The following is a 14,196-nucleotide window of genomic DNA, read 5'->3' as shown; positions in this document are numbered from 1 at the left end:
CCCGCCAGCAAAATGACCTTTATCGGCTTTACCTTAACCATTGCTGCAGCGGCTAGCTGGGGTATGGGAAATATCATTAACCGCAAGATCGGCCAATTGGGAAATGTGAACCTGATGGGCTTAGTTGTCTGGAGCGCGCTGATTCCACCCATCCCCTTTTTGCTGCTATCTTACGGTGTTGAAGGGCCTGAGTTGATACTATCCAGCCTGCAGAATGTCGGCCTCAAATCGATCGCCAGCGTTTTTTACCTCGCTGCCATTGCCACCATTTTTGGCTACAGCACGTGGGCACATCTGCTTAAACAGTATCCCGCATCACAAGTAGCCCCATTAACACTACTGGTGCCTGTGATCGGACTCGTGGTTGCCTGGCTGATATTAGAAGAAACCCTGAGCATGATCCAGGTAGTTGGTATTTTACTGATTATGGGCGGCTTACTGATTAATGTGTTCGGGCATCAGGTCATGCGCCGTCTGGCATAAATGTTGTTATTCGTTTAACTTTACAACCAACTGATCATCAGTCACTTTGAGGTAGGCAATACCTGCGGCAAAGTTCTTCCAGAAACCCTCTTCACCACCATACTCATCAACCAGATCGATATTTTTTAAATTACCCATCCAGGCGTTTGGTAAAGGCACACCCCACAGACTAATCCCCCGAAGCCTGATACTCGGACGGTTATTAGTGAAAGCGACATCTATACCCGCATTAATTCTGATGGTTTCGCCGCCCAGTATCGGAAAATCCGGATCAACAGGAATCAGCAACTTAGCACTGGCGAGGTTATCCGAAAGCTCGATAGCAAAGCGGCTAGCCAGATCCGGATTTTTAGCGATCAGGCTGTTCAACTCTTTTTCGGAGAACAGGACTTCACGCTTTGCGTTCTGTTCTGAATACGCTTCAGGCTTTAACGGCTCAGAAGGATCATGAGATGCCGCCTCTTCGTCCTGAATACCAAAAAAAGTCAGCTTTTTATTGAGTTCTTTCTGCTCGTCAGAAGAAAGGGTCACCGGGCTGAATGATGATGGAAAATACACCCACTTAACAAATAACCCACCGAGTACAATCGCTAAAAAAACAGCCAGAAAGACGGTTAAGAAAAGCGGAAGCCGTTTCTTTTGATCTGCTGCCGGCTGAGTGTCATTGCCCATAAGTACGCCTGTATTTTTCATTGTTACCATAAAGGTACAATACAGCGCTTACAGTGAACACAGGCTGTATCAATATCTACTTATTTAGCCCCGAGCGTCCACTGGGCGATCCATTCTGTTTCTTCAGGCTGAAGGTAGGCTTGTTCCAGCAGCTCCTGTGCCCATGGCTCTTTTTTGGCCAGGTGATTAAGGATAACAATCGCCGTAACCTTAGCCGCCGTCACCTCACTCCACATGGTCGTACCTAAACAACGCCAATGATTAGCATCAAGGCGTTTAGGTCGCTCAACCTGCTCTTTGCAGGTTTCGCATACCATTAAGCAATGCTCATAAGAGGGCTCCACAGCAACTGGAGGCACTTCAAAAATACTCAGTGATTTACCACTGGCATTACACAACTCACAATGTGCACCACAACGACGCACCAGATCTTTACCAAACATGGAAAGGCCATGGTGGCGCTCCTGGTGTTTATCACGTCCTTTTGACATAGTATTCCTTACTCATCAAATAGCGGAAAATGCGTGGCAATATCATCACCGGTAAAATCAGCGACCCAGCCATCGGGGTTATTAAAAAAGCGTATCGCGGTAAAATGTGGTTCAGGGCCCATATCAAACCAGTGCTTAGTCTGATCCGGAACAGACAGCAGGTCATCTTTACAACAATGGATCATATAAACTTTATCGTCGATATGAAGGTAGAACATACCTTCACCAGCAACAAAGAAGCGTACTTCATCTTCTGAATGGGTATGCTCATTCAGAAACTTTTTACGGAACTCGTCCTTTTGCGGATTATCAGGTGTCATCGCGGCGATATCAACCGTTTTGTAGCCTTCTAGCCCTACCAGCTTATTAATTTCCTGATCATAAGCCTGCATAATTTCTGCATGAGACATTTCCGGCGTTATCGGACAATCGATCATCCAGCGCTCAAAACGAATACCGACCCCTCCCAGGATGCTTTTGATAACATCACCCTCTTCACTATGCAGTATCGGCAGACGAGCATCGTGGTCTTGATATACGGTTATTGCACTCATTACTTACTCCCAGCCTGGCAGGCTGCCGGACTTAACACTGATCTTCGACCAGCCAACCCCGACAGTCTATGTTGTCTGTTGCTCATTAAAAGTGGATCTGACACAGTTCTTTTGTCAGAGACGTCCTGATTCAGACCTCGTGATCTAGAACCCTGATTCAAATCACCTGAATAATACTTTCACAATTTAATGGATTCAAATGTACTGACTACATCATGTGTCGCACTCTCCGGCATCTTATCTCGCGCCAACAAACACGTTTTCATTCCCGCCGATTGTGCCGCATCCAACTCTTCGACGATATCCGACAAAAAGAGGATATTTTCAGGTAACTGCTGCAATGCATCTGCAATCGCAACGTAGGCTGCCTTTTCTCTTTTGTGGCCGGTGGTTGTATCGAAGTAGTGACTGAATAAGGGAGTAAGATCACCAAAATCGCTATGACTAAACAGTAGCTGCTGAGCCTTAACCGAACCTGATGAAAAAATACTTAACTCAATACCCTGTGCGTGCCACTTTTTAAGTAATTCGTAGGCATCCTGATATAAATGCCCGGTAAAATCACCACTCTTATAACCTTCGACCCAGATCAACCCCTGCAGTGTTTTTAAAGCAGTTACCTTTTTATCCTGATCAATCCAGTTGATAAAGGCCTGAATCAGTGTTTGCTGATCTGCATCAGCTGAATCCAACTCCAAACGCGCTTGCTGCATAATCTCTTGCACAACGGGCTCGTCCCAACGCTGCTGAACAAACGCAGGTAACTGCTGACGCGCATAAGGAAACAGCACATCATGTACAAAACGGATATCAGTGGTCGTGCCTTCAATATCGGTCAGAATTGCTTTTATTGTCATCTTATTGCCTTATCTATTTAACAACATCATGTCGCGCTCGCAGGCAAACAGGAACTCCAGCCCTTCAAGGTGTCTTCTGGCCTCGGACATATCCCGCCCCCAGGCATATAAACCATGACCGCGAACTAAAAAACCCCATTGAAGCGGCGTGACTGTCCATACCTCTTTCAACTGATCCGCCAGCACCTGCATATCCTGTGTATTTTCAAACACGTGGATTGAAATCGTGGTGTTATGCGTTTGATTACCCGATAAGGACTTCTGCATCTCATAACCACTCAACAACAGAGAGTCCGATGCTTCCAGACGGGACAACACTGTTGATGCAACAGAATGCGTGTGCAGCACTGCACCAATATTCTCATCCAGAGCATACAGCGCGGTATGCAACAGTGTTTCAGCAGAAGGCTTTAGCACAGAGTCTATAGGCTGCCCTTTAAGATTCACTTTAAGCAGGTCATAAGGTGTTAACTCACCTTTATGGCGGCCCGATGCCGTTACCCAAGCCGATGCGTTATCAATACGCGCCGAGAAGTTTCCACCGGTAGCAGGACACCAGCCCTGGGCATCAATCCAGCGCCCAGCTTCCACAATAGAGTGTGTCAATAAGTCAGACATCCGTCGTTTGCCATCTCTTGATGATAAGAAAGTGCCTAGTTTACGAGAAGCTGCAGGATTATCGAAGTAAAACGAGAGATATTTTGAGGCTATTTATAGTGACAGTGATAGTGATAACACTTAGAAACGGGAGAAGCCAGAACGAGAAAGGGGCCGTCAGTCAGACCGCCCCATCTAAACCGAAATGATTCCGGCTATATAGCCCTAAGGCAAAAGGAATTTCATGTAACTACTTAAGTGAAACAGCTATATCTCCTTTTTTAGTTTTTGAGTAACTGATTTGAGTATAGCTAAATTTTTATAAAGTGATAGATCTGATTTTTCCAGAGATATCGTATAATGCGTGAATTAATTTCAATTAAGGATACCGCGCTCATGGTGACTATTGGCACCCCTCTTGCTTCTCATTCCACCCGCGTTTTAATGTGCGGCGGCGGTGAACTTGGCAAAGAAGTCGTTATTGAACTGCAACGCTTAGGAGTCGAGGTGATTGTGGTAGATCGCTACCCGAATACCCCCGCTATGCAGGTAGCCCACCGCAGCCATGTTATATCCATGCTGGACGGTGCCGCGTTACGCGCAGTGATTGAACAGGAAAAACCGGACCTGATCGTCCCCGAAATTGAAGCGATAGCCACCGAGACACTGGTAGCGCTTGAAGCAGAAGGCTTTACCGTTATCCCTACCGCCAACGCCGCACGCCTGACGATGAACCGCGAAGGCATTCGCCGTCTGGCTGGCGAAACATTAGCACTAACCACCTCGCCATACCGTTTTGCGGCAACGCTTGAGGAATACCATACAGCGGTTGCCGCTATCGGTTTGCCTTGTGTGGTTAAACCGATCATGAGTTCATCCGGCAAAGGCCAGAGCACCGTAAAAACCGAAGCCGATATCGAAAAAGCCTGGGTCTATGCACAGGAAGGTGGACGCGCCGGACAAGGCAAGGTTATTGTTGAAGGCTTTGTTGATTTTGATTATGAAATCACTTTGCTCACCGTTCGCCACAGCAGCGGCACTTCTTTCTGCGAACCGATTGGTCATGTTCAGGTCGATGGAGACTATCGCCAATCATGGCAACCACAGGCGATGTCGTCTACAGCACTTGAGGCAGCCAAGGACGCAGCATCCAAAGTTACTGACGCATTAGGTGGGCGCGGTATTTTCGGCGTTGAACTGTTTGTAAAAGGTGACAGCGTTCTGTTCAGTGAAGTCTCACCACGGCCACACGACACCGGCATGGTTACAATGATCTCTCAGGATCTGTCCCAATTTGCGCTGCATGCCCGCGCCATCCTTGGCTTACCGATACCCAATATTCACTTCCATGGCCCGAGCGCATCCAGCGTCATTCTGGTTGAAGGCGAATCAAAAGATACCCGATTTAGCGGCCTGGAAGAAGTATTAGCGACACCGGACACTCAATTACGCTTGTTCGGCAAACCGGAAGTATCCGGACAGCGTCGGATGGGAGTTGTATTAGCAAGATCTGACTCCGCTGAAAATGCCGTTAGCATTGCCAAAAACGCGGCCAGCAAAATAAAGATTACGCTGTAAACAACGAGCGATAACAGTACAGGTTAAGTTAGCCTAATTAGGCTACTACAACTAAGCGGCCTGTGCTGTTTATGCACGGCGAGCACTCAACAACCTAAAAATCACTTCTGCTCACGTACCCAATCGAGCCTGATCAAAGGAGTGTGTTAAGGCACAGTTATATCAGTACCTAACGCGTACCAGAGCCGGTTTAGCTGCTGATTAATCCGTTGTGCGATCTTGATTGCGTGATCAAACGTTTTTACATCAATATGTCTGAAAGCAGGTAATGCCTCCACTGCCTGTAATGGTGTTGAAAACTCTGTCACCAATGCTGCCGCATCCAGCCAAGGGGAACCCAGCCCGGCGTATTCCCAATCAATAACAACCAGTTGCCCGGCACTGCTGAGTAAATTGCCTTTATGTAAGTCATGATGCACCAGGCAAGCGTCAACCCCGGCGGTATCCTTGAGCTCAAACATTAGCGCGCGGATAGAATCGAGTAACATCTGCGCCTGCGATGCCTTACCCAGTTCATCAATTTTTTGCTGATATGCATTCCATAACGCTGAATAATCACACAGCGGCAGGTCTTTTATCTGCTGACATTCAAAAATGCAGTTTAAGATCTGGTCATGCAGATCGCCTATGGGCGCGTCACCCAGTGCGGCATAGCGCTTCATTAGCAACCAGCCCGGCTGATGCTGATCTGGCATCTGCTGCTGCACAACATCAGGCGCCCATGCTTTAGCGTCGATAAGATGAAGGACTTTTTCCTCTCGCTGCCGGCACACACCCAGCACCTGTTGTTCAGTGTTCAGGCGCAATATAACCGACTGGTCCTGATAGCACCCGCTATACAGTTGATTAGTTGTGCCGCTATGCTGCAAAAGCTGCCATTGCACGTCTGCAGACAATTGCATATTTACATTTTCAAGCAACGGGTTGTGTTTCAAAAGTCACCCTGGTCATTAGCGGGAGGTTAGAGATATGTTATATTAACGTTTGTTATCGGGGCGTTGGCCTGATTGTCTTACTTAGACTTAGCTTACTCTTAACTTTCTCTTAACTGTAAGTGTACCCGTCGAACCTGATCCAGTTAATACTGGCGCAGAGAATAAAGGAAAAAATGAAAAAGCTATTCTCGCCACTCGCTGCCTGCATGCTGGCAACTTCGGCACACGCCGCAGATCTGACTGTTTATACCTACGACTCTTTTGTTTCTGAGTGGGGCCCCGGCCCTCAGCTTGAATCGGCATTTGAAGCGCAATGCCAGTGTGATCTGGAGTTTATTGCGGTCGATGACGGGATCAGTATTCTGAATCGCCTGCGCATCGAGAAGGATAAAACCAAAGCCGATGTATTGCTTGGCTTGGATGATTCGCTCACAGAAGTCACTCGCCGCGAGTCTCTGGTTCAGCCGCACAATGTAGCGCTGGACGGACTAAAAGCAGAGTTACAATGGCAGGATCAGGATTTCCTCCCCTACGACTATGGTTTTTTCTCCTTCATTTACAATACCGAGAACGTAGCAGATCCGGTTACTTCATTAAAAGAGCTGGTCGAATCTGACGCATCCGTTATTTATCAGGACCCACGTACCAGCACACCCGGGCAAGGACTGCTGCTGTGGGTTAAAGCCGTTTATGGTAACCAGGCACCAGCAGCATGGAAACAACTCTCCACCCACACCGTCACTGTGACTAAAGGCTGGTGGGAAGCATATAGCATGTTCCTGGAAGACGATGCCGACTACGTACTCAGCTACAACACATCACCGGCGTACCATGTGATAGCGGAAGAGAAACAACAATATAAAGCGGCGTTGTTTTCTGAAGGGCATATAGCCCAGATTGAAGTGGCCGCCATCTCTAAATATTCAGACAATCCTGAACTGGCGAATGAGTTCCTCAGTTTTCTGATTTCTCCTCAAGCGCAAACACTTATTCCAGTCACTAACTGGATGCTGCCAGTCGTCGACAATATTGAGTTGCCTGAGGTTTTCGATCACTTGATTCAACCAACACGAATCGGATTTACGCCCAAGCAGGTTGCTCGGCAGCGTAAAGTCTGGCTGCGTGAATGGCGGTCCTCTGCAAATTGATGCGTTTACACTGGCTCGCCTATCCTCTGATACTATCCTTAACCAGTCTTTCATTTTACGGACTGATCAGTTTTGGAGACGAGGGATTCGATACTGCCTTATTACAGGATAGTTACTTTTATTCCATTCTCGGTTTCACACTTAAACAGGCATTACTCAGCGCCCTTCTGTCGGTTGGTTTAGCCATTCCTATCGCTCGCACGCTTTACTTTTTTCCTGACCTGCCCGCTAAAAAGCTATTTCTGACGTTTTGCCTGCTCTGTTTCGTAACGCCTACGCTTATCGTTATTACCGGTCTGGTCGCATTGCTCGGCCGTTCTGGTTTTATGACCCCTTGGCTGGATAGTTTTTGTAACACCTTTATGGACAGCAGCTGGAACCTTTACGGCTTGCCCGGCATTTTGATTGCGCATATTTTCATGAATATGCCGTTAGCCGTGCGCATTATCTATCTGCAACTTCAGACTATTCCTGATAACAGCTGGAAACTCGCCAGCCAGTTAAAGCTGAATCAAGGACAGCGCTTTCGTTTGATTGAATGGCCGGTACTGCGAAGTAGCGGTCTGCTGTTGCTGTGTTTTATTTTTGTACTCTGCTTTAACAGCTTTGCTGTGGTCCTGGCGCTGGGCGGCGGGCCTCAGTCCACAACATTAGAAGTCGCCATCTACCAGGCGCTTAAATATGACTTTAATATTCCTGAAGCTCTGACGCTGGCCTGGACACAGCTACTTGTCGCTGGCGGGCTGTATTGGCTGATTACACGGGCGGGAGGGCTATCCTGGCAAAGTGTTGAATCCAATCAATATCTTTGGCGACCAAAGCACAATCCGGCCTCAACACGTCGGGCAATGATCATTTATGCTTTATCCTGGTGTGTTTTATTGCTTCCTTATCTATCCCTGCTTCCCGGATTATTCAATAGCGAACTCGCAGGTAAAGATATAAGAGCTATAGGACACTCGGCTCTTATTAGTGTGGCACTGGCGGTTATCACCGCGCTTCTCGCCATGGCTGTCGCCTTTGCCTTGTTGCAACCCATAAGACAAGCAGCACTCGGTGGATACGTTAAACGTATGTGGCTTTACGAAAGCATGGCCACGCATGCTCTGGTCGCACCGGCCATGGTACTTTCTGTCGGTCTGTTTGTTTATCTGCTACCACGCATAGATCTGGAAAGGTGGGGCATTATTTTCGTCGTGATTCTCAACACCGCGCTGGTTATCCCCTTTGCCGTGCAAAAGCTCAAACCACGACTGCTGCAATTTGATCAACAGTACAACCGACTGGCGCGTTCGTTAAAACTGACACGGGGTACACGTTGGCAGATTGAATGGCCGTTCATTCAAGAGATCTATCTCGCTACATTAGGCTTAGTGCTGGTACTGGCCATGGGGGATGTGGCTATTTTTTCTATCTTCGGCACACCTGAATGGACGACACTGCCCTGGTTAATTTATGGCTATGCCAGCAGTTATCGAATCACTGAAGCCAGTACTGCTTCATTTATTCTCTTAGCACTATGTGCGTCTTTCCTGTTTCTATTAGAAAAATACACAGTCAGCCGCCCCACGCCGATAGAAAATAAAACACCAGGCCGCCAGCCTCAATATGAAGGCAATACCCATGCTTAACATTGAAAATTTACAGCTGACGCTAGACGACTGGCCACTGCGCTATCAGATGCAGATAGACACAGGCGAAATCGTCGCTATACAAGGCATCAGCGGTGTAGGAAAAACCACCTTACTCAACCTGATCGGCGGATACCTGATGGCTGATTCAGGGACGGTTAAATGGAACCAGCAGCCGATCAATAGCCTGTCCGTAGAAAAACGCCCGGTGAGCATGCTGTTCCAGGATCACAATCTATTTGAGCATATCAGCGTATTGGATAATCTATGCCTTGGATTTTCGGCCACTGCGCCTGTCGAGGCCATCATGGATGCGGCACGACACTTAGGGGTGGATGAACAGCTGGCAAAGAAACCAGCGACGCTGTCTGGCGGACAACGCCAGCGCATCGCGTTGATTCGCACACTGTTACGCCCCGAACCCATTGTGTTGCTCGACGAGCCTTTTGCAGAGCTGGACCCAGCGACCCGGGAAAAGGCCGCATTATGGACAAGAGCACAAGCAAAATCGGCAGGTAAAACCGTATTACTGGTCACCCACCAGAATGAAGATGTTGAGCGCGTTGCAGACCGCAAGATTATTCTGAACCCGCTGACAAATCAGAGACCCGCCTGAACTTTCCAATGTACGGTTTCACCGGCAAAGAAAGGCACAATCGGCTTTCCGTTAGGCAGGATAATCTCAGCAGGAATAGTCCAGTCTTCACGCACCAGCGTTATACTGCCCGTATTGCGCGGTAAACCATAGAAGTCAGCCCCATAATGGCTGGCAAAACCCTCCAGCTTATCCAGCGCATCTAATTCTTCAAACACATGAGCATACAGTTCTATTGCGCTCCAGGCGCTGTAACAACCCGCACATCCGCAAGCATTTTCTTTGGCTTCTTTGGCATGCGGCGCCGAGTCTGTTCCTAAGAAAAACTTAGCAGAGCCTGATTTCACGACATCACGCAAAGCCGCCTGATGCGTATTACGTTTTAATACCGGCAAACAGAAGTTGTGCGGACGCACACCACCCACTAACAGATCATTTCGATTCAACAACAGATGTTGCGGGGTAATAGTGGCCGCTACCTTATCAGAAGCCTGCGATACAAACTGAGCGGCTTCAGAAGTAGTAATGTGCTCAAACACCACTTTAAGGTCAGGGAAGCGCTCCACAATAGGCACTAGCTTCTGATCAATAAATACTTTTTCCCGATCAAAGATATCGATATGCTGATCCGTCACTTCACCGTGAACCAGCAGCAACATGCCCTGCTGCTGCATCACTTCAAAGACAGGATATAAGGCTTCCAGCTGACTGACAGCCGCCGCCGAATTAGTCGTAGCGCCTGCAGGGTACATTTTAGCCGCAACAGCACCGGCGGCTTTCGCTGCAATAATATCCTCAGCTGATGTCTGATTAGTCAGAAACAGTGTCATCAGCGGTTCAAAATCACTACCTTCAGGACGAGCATCAAGAATACGCTGACGATAGGCGATCAACATATCAGCATTGACAACCGGTGGCACCAGATTAGGCATCACAATTGCCCGATGAAAGCATCGCGCGGTTGCCGCCACTGTTTCTGCCAGCATATCTCCATCACGCAGATGTAAATGCCAATCATCCGGAGTTTGTATCGTTAATGTCGCCATACCCTACCTGCTTATCGATTTTTTGTGGATTAATATTATACCGCAGAATTCAAAGAGAGTGGATTCAGTCGACTCATCAGGCGGCTTCAGATTTGACGAACTGATTTACTAATGCAAAAAGCAGGCAAAATAAAACCCGCCGAAGCGGGTTCAAGATACAGCCTGTGCAGCGCTACAGATCAGACTTCCTGACTGCGCAGGTAATCATCATACGTACCACGGAAATCAACAATACCTGTCGGTGTTAATTCAAGAATACGGGTTGCCAATGAGGATACAAATTCACGGTCGTGACTGACGAAAACCAAGGTTCCAGGATAGTTCTCAAGTGCCAGGTTCAATGACTCTATCGACTCCATATCCAAATGGTTAGTTGGCTCATCCATTAGCATAATATTAGGACGCGTCAGCATCAGCTTACCGAATAGCATGCGGCCCTGCTCACCACCGGATATCACTTTAACGGACTTATCGATCTCTTTCTGAGAAAATAACAAACGCCCTAAAGTGCCGCGAATCACTTGTTCATCATCGCCTTCCTGACCCCAGCCACCCATCCACTCAAGAAGCGTTTTTTCTTCTTTAAAATCAGATGCGTGATCCTGAGCATAGTAGCCTATATCTGAATTTTCGGACCACTTGATCTCACCAGCGGTAGGTGCGGTATCACCAACAAGACATTTCAGCAGTGTGGTTTTACCGATGCCGTTTGGCCCGATAATGGCAACACGCTCACCTACCTCAACCATTAAATTAAGACCTGAAAAAAGTTCTTTATCGAAACGCTTTTTCAGCCCTTCCACTTCCAGCGCCAGACGGTGCAGCTTTTTACTTTGTTCGAAGCGGATAAACGGATTTTGACGGCTGGATGGTTTTACATCTTCCAACTGAATTTTATCAATCTGCTTAGCACGAGAAGTCGCTTGTTTAGATTTAGAAGCATTCGCTGAGAAGCGGCTGACAAAGGCTTTCAGATCAGAAATTTGTGCTTTTTTCTTCGCATTGTCAGATAACAAACGTTCACGCGCCTGGGTCGCCGCCGTCATATATTCATCATAAGAACCAGGATATAGACGCAAGGTTCCGTAATCCAGATCAGCCATATGCGTACACACACTATTCAGAAAGTGACGGTCATGCGAGATAATAATCATGGTGCAATTACGTTCATTCAATACGCTTTCTAACCAGCGGATAGTATTGATATCCAAGTTGTTGGTGGGCTCATCCAACAACATAATATCCGGTTCAGAAAACAGAACCTGAGCAAGCAATACACGCAACTTCCAACCCGGTGCGACTTCACTCATTAAGCCATAATGCTGTTCAATAGGAATACCGACCCCCAGCAACAGCTCGCCTGCGCGAGACTCTGCGGTATAACCATCCATCTCTGCAAATTCAGCTTCAAGTTCGCCGGCACGCATGCCATCTTCTTCGCTCATATCCGGATTAGCATAGATAGCATCACGCTCGGACTTAATGTCCCAGAGCTCTTTATGACCCATAATCACAGCATCAATGACACTGAACTCTTCGTATGCAAACTGATCCTGCGCCAATTTACCAATACGTTCGCCAGGCTCTTTTGATACCGTCCCGGAAGAAGGCTCAAGGTCATTACCCAGAATCTTCATAAAGGTAGATTTACCGCAACCATTGGCACCGATTAAACCATAACGGTTACCTTCGCCAAATTTTACAGAAATATTTTCGAAAAGCGGCTTGGCGCCAAATTGAATGGTGATGTTCGCGGTTGTAAGCAATGTTCTATTCCGAATTAAAAAACTAATAAGAGCGGCTTCGCCGTAAAAACGAACGAAACGAAACGCAGACGAAAAAATGGCGCATAGTATGCCATAAATCCATTGAAACGGGTTAACCTGACAGCAGACTATCTTGTGTGATATTTTTGCTGACACATTAAAAAAGGGCGAAACCGTTAGATTTCACCCTTTTTCATCCCTCTGCAGGGACTCAGTTATAACCTAATCCATAAAGGACTGGCTATTCGCTGCTCTACTTATAGAGGAACGATGTTCTCAGCCTGAGGACCTTTCTGACCCTGAGTAACTGTGAACTGAACTTTCTGACCTTCAGCAAGAGTTTTGAAGCCTGAAGTAGAAATAGCGCTGAAATGAGCGAAAACGTCTGGACCAGATTCTTGCTCGATAAAGCCAAAACCTTTAGATTCGTTGAACCATTTTACAGTACCAGTAGTTGTATTAGACATATTAATTTCCTGTTAAATCAAGAGTAATTGAAGCCTTAAAATAAGGCGGGTTATGCTGGAAGTCTTGCTATTACTTATGAAAACAGGACGTAAATTTAAAAATCTAACATCAAATTGGCATGCATAAATATAGGACGTACTTTCAAGCTGGGATCATTATATACCCCTATCTTTCACTGTCAACAGCTATTTATACATCTTTTTTATTTGTTTGCTGTTTGTGAATGTCTAAAAGAAACAATTGGATAGCTCTCACGGAGTGTGCTCGTTCGCAATCTCATGTGTACACAAGAAGTCGATAGCCACGATGATCGCTCCCTGCGGCAAAATCCCGACCTTAGCATTGGCAATAGTTTCATGGCATCCGCGCTATTAGGCCGATGAAACAGATCACAAGCGGACACTGTCACTTGATAGATATCAATGGGAAAAAGGGAGCGATGCTCTACTATCAGGCATCGATTAAGGAGCCCCTCATGACCGCTTTCACTCTGCCTGACTTTGCGCCGTTTCGGCTGCTAAAATCACTACCCACAGCCAATATTGCAAAATTCATTCGCTTTACAGAACCTAAACTTCCTTTTCCCATCAGAAAAAAAGCAGCAGAGCAGCTTCTGAACTACCTGTTCAGAGAGCAACTTCAGGATGATGAGTTCTATTTTCTGGAACGACAGGAGCTGGGCTTAGAGGTACGAGACTTAGGCATTCAGGTTGCGTTTACCTGCCAGAACGAAAAACTGATCGTACTTCCTGCTCAACAACCTGACGCCTGGATCAGAGGTGATACAACAGACTTTATAAAGATGGCCTCTCAGGAAGTTGATCCTGACACGTTGTTTTTCCAGCGACGATTAGTTATCGAGGGTAATACTGAACTAAGTCTGGCAATAAAAAACCTAATGGACGGTGTTGACTGGAGTGAGATGCCTGCGCTGTTCCAACGCAGCATTCAACTGGTACAGCGGGTTGTAAACTAGTGATACAAGAGAATGAGCTGAGCCAATATCCCAGCGTATTCTCTTCAGTATCAGCCAATATTCTTAACTAACAGTATTCGCCAGCATGTTTAACCAGCACTGCTATCCATGACTATTATGCAGCACTCTGACGCAAGTCAGTTGGCTAATAGACCCGGCAAAATAGCCCATTAAGAAGCCTAATCCAGCCATTTCATTCCGGGCTGGCCATACCAATACCCATTACACTGAGATTGATTTAACAGAGGAATCATCGCTGATGAAGACTCATCTAAGCGATCAGTAAAACGCTGTATCACTTCCGCCATTCTTTCTCGCTGCGGACTCAGGCGTACCAGATTAACACCTATTTGACGCATCCGTTGTAGCTCATTTTCGAGATTATAGTGCTCGCCCGAT

The 14,196-nt window shown here is 46.9% G+C and carries 15 protein-coding genes, 1 pseudogene and 1 riboswitch; of the genes and pseudogenes, 6 read left to right on the top strand and 10 right to left on the bottom strand.

Translation table 11 applies throughout. The features are described 5' to 3' along the window. Positions 1-483, top strand: a 483-nt coding sequence (locus ABY436_RS15470) for an EamA family transporter (protein WP_372739836.1), incomplete at its 5' end; no start/stop codon positions are given. A 6-nt stretch (positions 484-489) separates the two neighbouring features. On the opposite strand, the gene ABY436_RS15465 is transcribed toward ABY436_RS15470, so the two are convergent. The 5 genes from ABY436_RS15465 to ABY436_RS15445 all read right to left on the bottom strand — a co-directional run bounded on the left by ABY436_RS15465 (position 490) and on the right by ABY436_RS15445 (position 3,675). Further along, entirely contained in the window at positions 490-1,155 is a 666-nt protein-coding gene (locus ABY436_RS15465; protein ID WP_372739835.1) for a hypothetical protein, read from the bottom strand. Between the two features lie 80 nt (positions 1,156-1,235). After that, positions 1,236-1,646 carry a phnA protein gene (locus ABY436_RS15460; RefSeq protein ID WP_372739834.1) on the bottom strand — a complete coding sequence of 137 codons (411 nt, stop codon included), beginning with the start codon at positions 1,644-1,646 and terminating at the stop codon, positions 1,236-1,238. An 8-nt stretch (positions 1,647-1,654) separates the two neighbouring features. Next, the gene (locus ABY436_RS15455) at positions 1,655-2,200 is read right to left on the bottom strand and encodes an acireductone dioxygenase (RefSeq protein ID WP_372739833.1); all 546 of its coding nucleotides are present in this window, start codon (positions 2,198-2,200) and stop codon (positions 1,655-1,657) included. Positions 2,201-2,379: 179 nt separating this feature from the next. After that, positions 2,380-3,057: an acireductone synthase gene (mtnC, locus tag ABY436_RS15450; protein WP_372739832.1), complete on the bottom strand. Its 678-nt coding sequence runs from the start codon at positions 3,055-3,057 to the stop codon at positions 2,380-2,382. Positions 3,058-3,066: 9 nt separating this feature from the next. Then, a complete protein-coding gene (locus tag ABY436_RS15445) occupies positions 3,067-3,675 on the bottom strand; it encodes a methylthioribulose 1-phosphate dehydratase (RefSeq protein WP_372739831.1) in 609 nt (202 codons plus the stop codon). Between the two features lie 375 nt (positions 3,676-4,050). On the opposite strand from ABY436_RS15445, the gene purT reads away from it, so the two are divergent. Further along, positions 4,051-5,232, top strand: a complete 1,182-nt coding sequence (purT, locus tag ABY436_RS15440; RefSeq protein WP_372739837.1) for a formate-dependent phosphoribosylglycinamide formyltransferase — start codon at positions 4,051-4,053, stop codon at positions 5,230-5,232. Positions 5,233-5,378: 146 nt separating this feature from the next. On the opposite strand, the gene ABY436_RS15435 is transcribed toward purT, so the two are convergent. Beyond that, positions 5,379-6,167: a phosphotransferase gene (locus ABY436_RS15435; protein ID WP_372739830.1), complete on the bottom strand. Its 789-nt coding sequence runs from the start codon at positions 6,165-6,167 to the stop codon at positions 5,379-5,381. Positions 6,168-6,213: 46 nt separating this feature from the next. Continuing rightward, a riboswitch (TPP riboswitch) is annotated at positions 6,214-6,345 on the top strand. Here ABY436_RS15435 and thiB point away from each other — a divergent pair. The 3 genes from thiB to ABY436_RS15420 all read left to right on the top strand — a co-directional run bounded on the left by thiB (position 6,341) and on the right by ABY436_RS15420 (position 9,562). Then, positions 6,341-7,315 carry a thiamine ABC transporter substrate binding subunit gene (thiB, locus tag ABY436_RS15430; protein ID WP_372739829.1) on the top strand — a complete coding sequence of 325 codons (975 nt, stop codon included), beginning with the start codon at positions 6,341-6,343 and terminating at the stop codon, positions 7,313-7,315. (Overlaps the previous riboswitch by 5 nt.) Further along, positions 7,315-8,946 carry an ABC transporter permease subunit gene (locus tag ABY436_RS15425; protein ID WP_372739828.1) on the top strand — a complete coding sequence of 544 codons (1,632 nt, stop codon included), beginning with the start codon at positions 7,315-7,317 and terminating at the stop codon, positions 8,944-8,946. Before thiB ends, ABY436_RS15425 begins: the two co-directional genes overlap by 1 nt. Further along, entirely contained in the window at positions 8,939-9,562 is a 624-nt protein-coding gene (locus ABY436_RS15420; protein ID WP_372739827.1) for an ATP-binding cassette domain-containing protein, read from the top strand. Before ABY436_RS15425 ends, ABY436_RS15420 begins: the two co-directional genes overlap by 8 nt. Here the strand turns inward: ABY436_RS15420 and pyrC are convergent. The 3 genes from pyrC to ABY436_RS15405 form a co-directional block, all read right to left on the bottom strand. Continuing rightward, on the bottom strand, positions 9,547-10,587 hold the full coding sequence (gene pyrC / locus ABY436_RS15415; RefSeq protein WP_372739826.1) for a dihydroorotase: 1,041 nt from the start codon (positions 10,585-10,587) through the stop codon (positions 9,547-9,549). The two genes, ABY436_RS15420 and pyrC, sit on opposite strands and share 16 nt — an antisense overlap. A 179-nt stretch (positions 10,588-10,766) precedes the next feature. Beyond that, positions 10,767-12,353: an ABC-F family ATPase gene (locus ABY436_RS15410; RefSeq protein WP_372739825.1), complete on the bottom strand. Its 1,587-nt coding sequence runs from the start codon at positions 12,351-12,353 to the stop codon at positions 10,767-10,769. Positions 12,354-12,610: 257 nt separating this feature from the next. Continuing rightward, positions 12,611-12,820, bottom strand: a complete 210-nt coding sequence (locus ABY436_RS15405) for a cold-shock protein (protein ID WP_090725851.1) — start codon at positions 12,818-12,820, stop codon at positions 12,611-12,613. Between the two features lie 476 nt (positions 12,821-13,296). Between ABY436_RS15405 and ABY436_RS15400 the strand changes: the two genes are divergently transcribed. Then, positions 13,297-13,797, top strand: a complete 501-nt coding sequence (locus tag ABY436_RS15400; RefSeq protein ID WP_372739824.1) for an SCP2 domain-containing protein — start codon at positions 13,297-13,299, stop codon at positions 13,795-13,797. A 179-nt stretch (positions 13,798-13,976) separates the two neighbouring features. Here the strand turns inward: ABY436_RS15400 and ABY436_RS15395 are convergent. Continuing rightward, a pseudogene (locus ABY436_RS15395) lies at positions 13,977-14,196 on the bottom strand (U32 family peptidase); the annotation flags it as partial.

This window comes from Neptunomonas sp., assembly GCF_041601355.1.
GTDB lineage: Bacteria > Pseudomonadota > Gammaproteobacteria > Pseudomonadales > Balneatricaceae > Neptunomonas.
Note: the sequence above shows the minus strand (reverse complement) of the source record. Positions and strands in the feature narration are given on the sequence as shown.

Bases quoted from the DNA above. Each gene is read 5' to 3' on its own strand.
- ABY436_RS15460 (WP_372739834.1), bottom strand. From the start codon at position 1,646: ATGTCAAAAGGACGTGATAAACACCAGGAGCGCCACCATGGCCTTTCC.
- ABY436_RS15445 (WP_372739831.1), bottom strand. From the start codon at position 3,675: ATGTCTGACTTATTGACACACTCTATTGTGGAAGCTGGGCGCTGGATT.
- mtnC (WP_372739832.1), bottom strand. From the start codon at position 3,057: ATGACAATAAAAGCAATTCTGACCGATATTGAAGGCACGACCACTGAT.
- purT (WP_372739837.1), top strand. From the start codon at position 4,051: ATGGTGACTATTGGCACCCCTCTTGCTTCTCATTCCACCCGCGTTTTA.
- ABY436_RS15420 (WP_372739827.1), top strand. From the start codon at position 8,939: ATGCTTAACATTGAAAATTTACAGCTGACGCTAGACGACTGGCCACTG.
- ABY436_RS15425 (WP_372739828.1), top strand. From the start codon at position 7,315: ATGCGTTTACACTGGCTCGCCTATCCTCTGATACTATCCTTAACCAGT.
- ABY436_RS15405 (WP_090725851.1), bottom strand. From the start codon at position 12,820: ATGTCTAATACAACTACTGGTACTGTAAAATGGTTCAACGAATCTAAA.
- thiB (WP_372739829.1), top strand. From the start codon at position 6,341: ATGAAAAAGCTATTCTCGCCACTCGCTGCCTGCATGCTGGCAACTTCG.
- ABY436_RS15465 (WP_372739835.1), bottom strand. From the start codon at position 1,155: ATGGGCAATGACACTCAGCCGGCAGCAGATCAAAAGAAACGGCTTCCG.
- pyrC (WP_372739826.1), bottom strand. From the start codon at position 10,587: ATGGCGACATTAACGATACAAACTCCGGATGATTGGCATTTACATCTG.
- ABY436_RS15455 (WP_372739833.1), bottom strand. From the start codon at position 2,200: ATGAGTGCAATAACCGTATATCAAGACCACGATGCTCGTCTGCCGATA.
- ABY436_RS15400 (WP_372739824.1), top strand. From the start codon at position 13,297: ATGACCGCTTTCACTCTGCCTGACTTTGCGCCGTTTCGGCTGCTAAAA.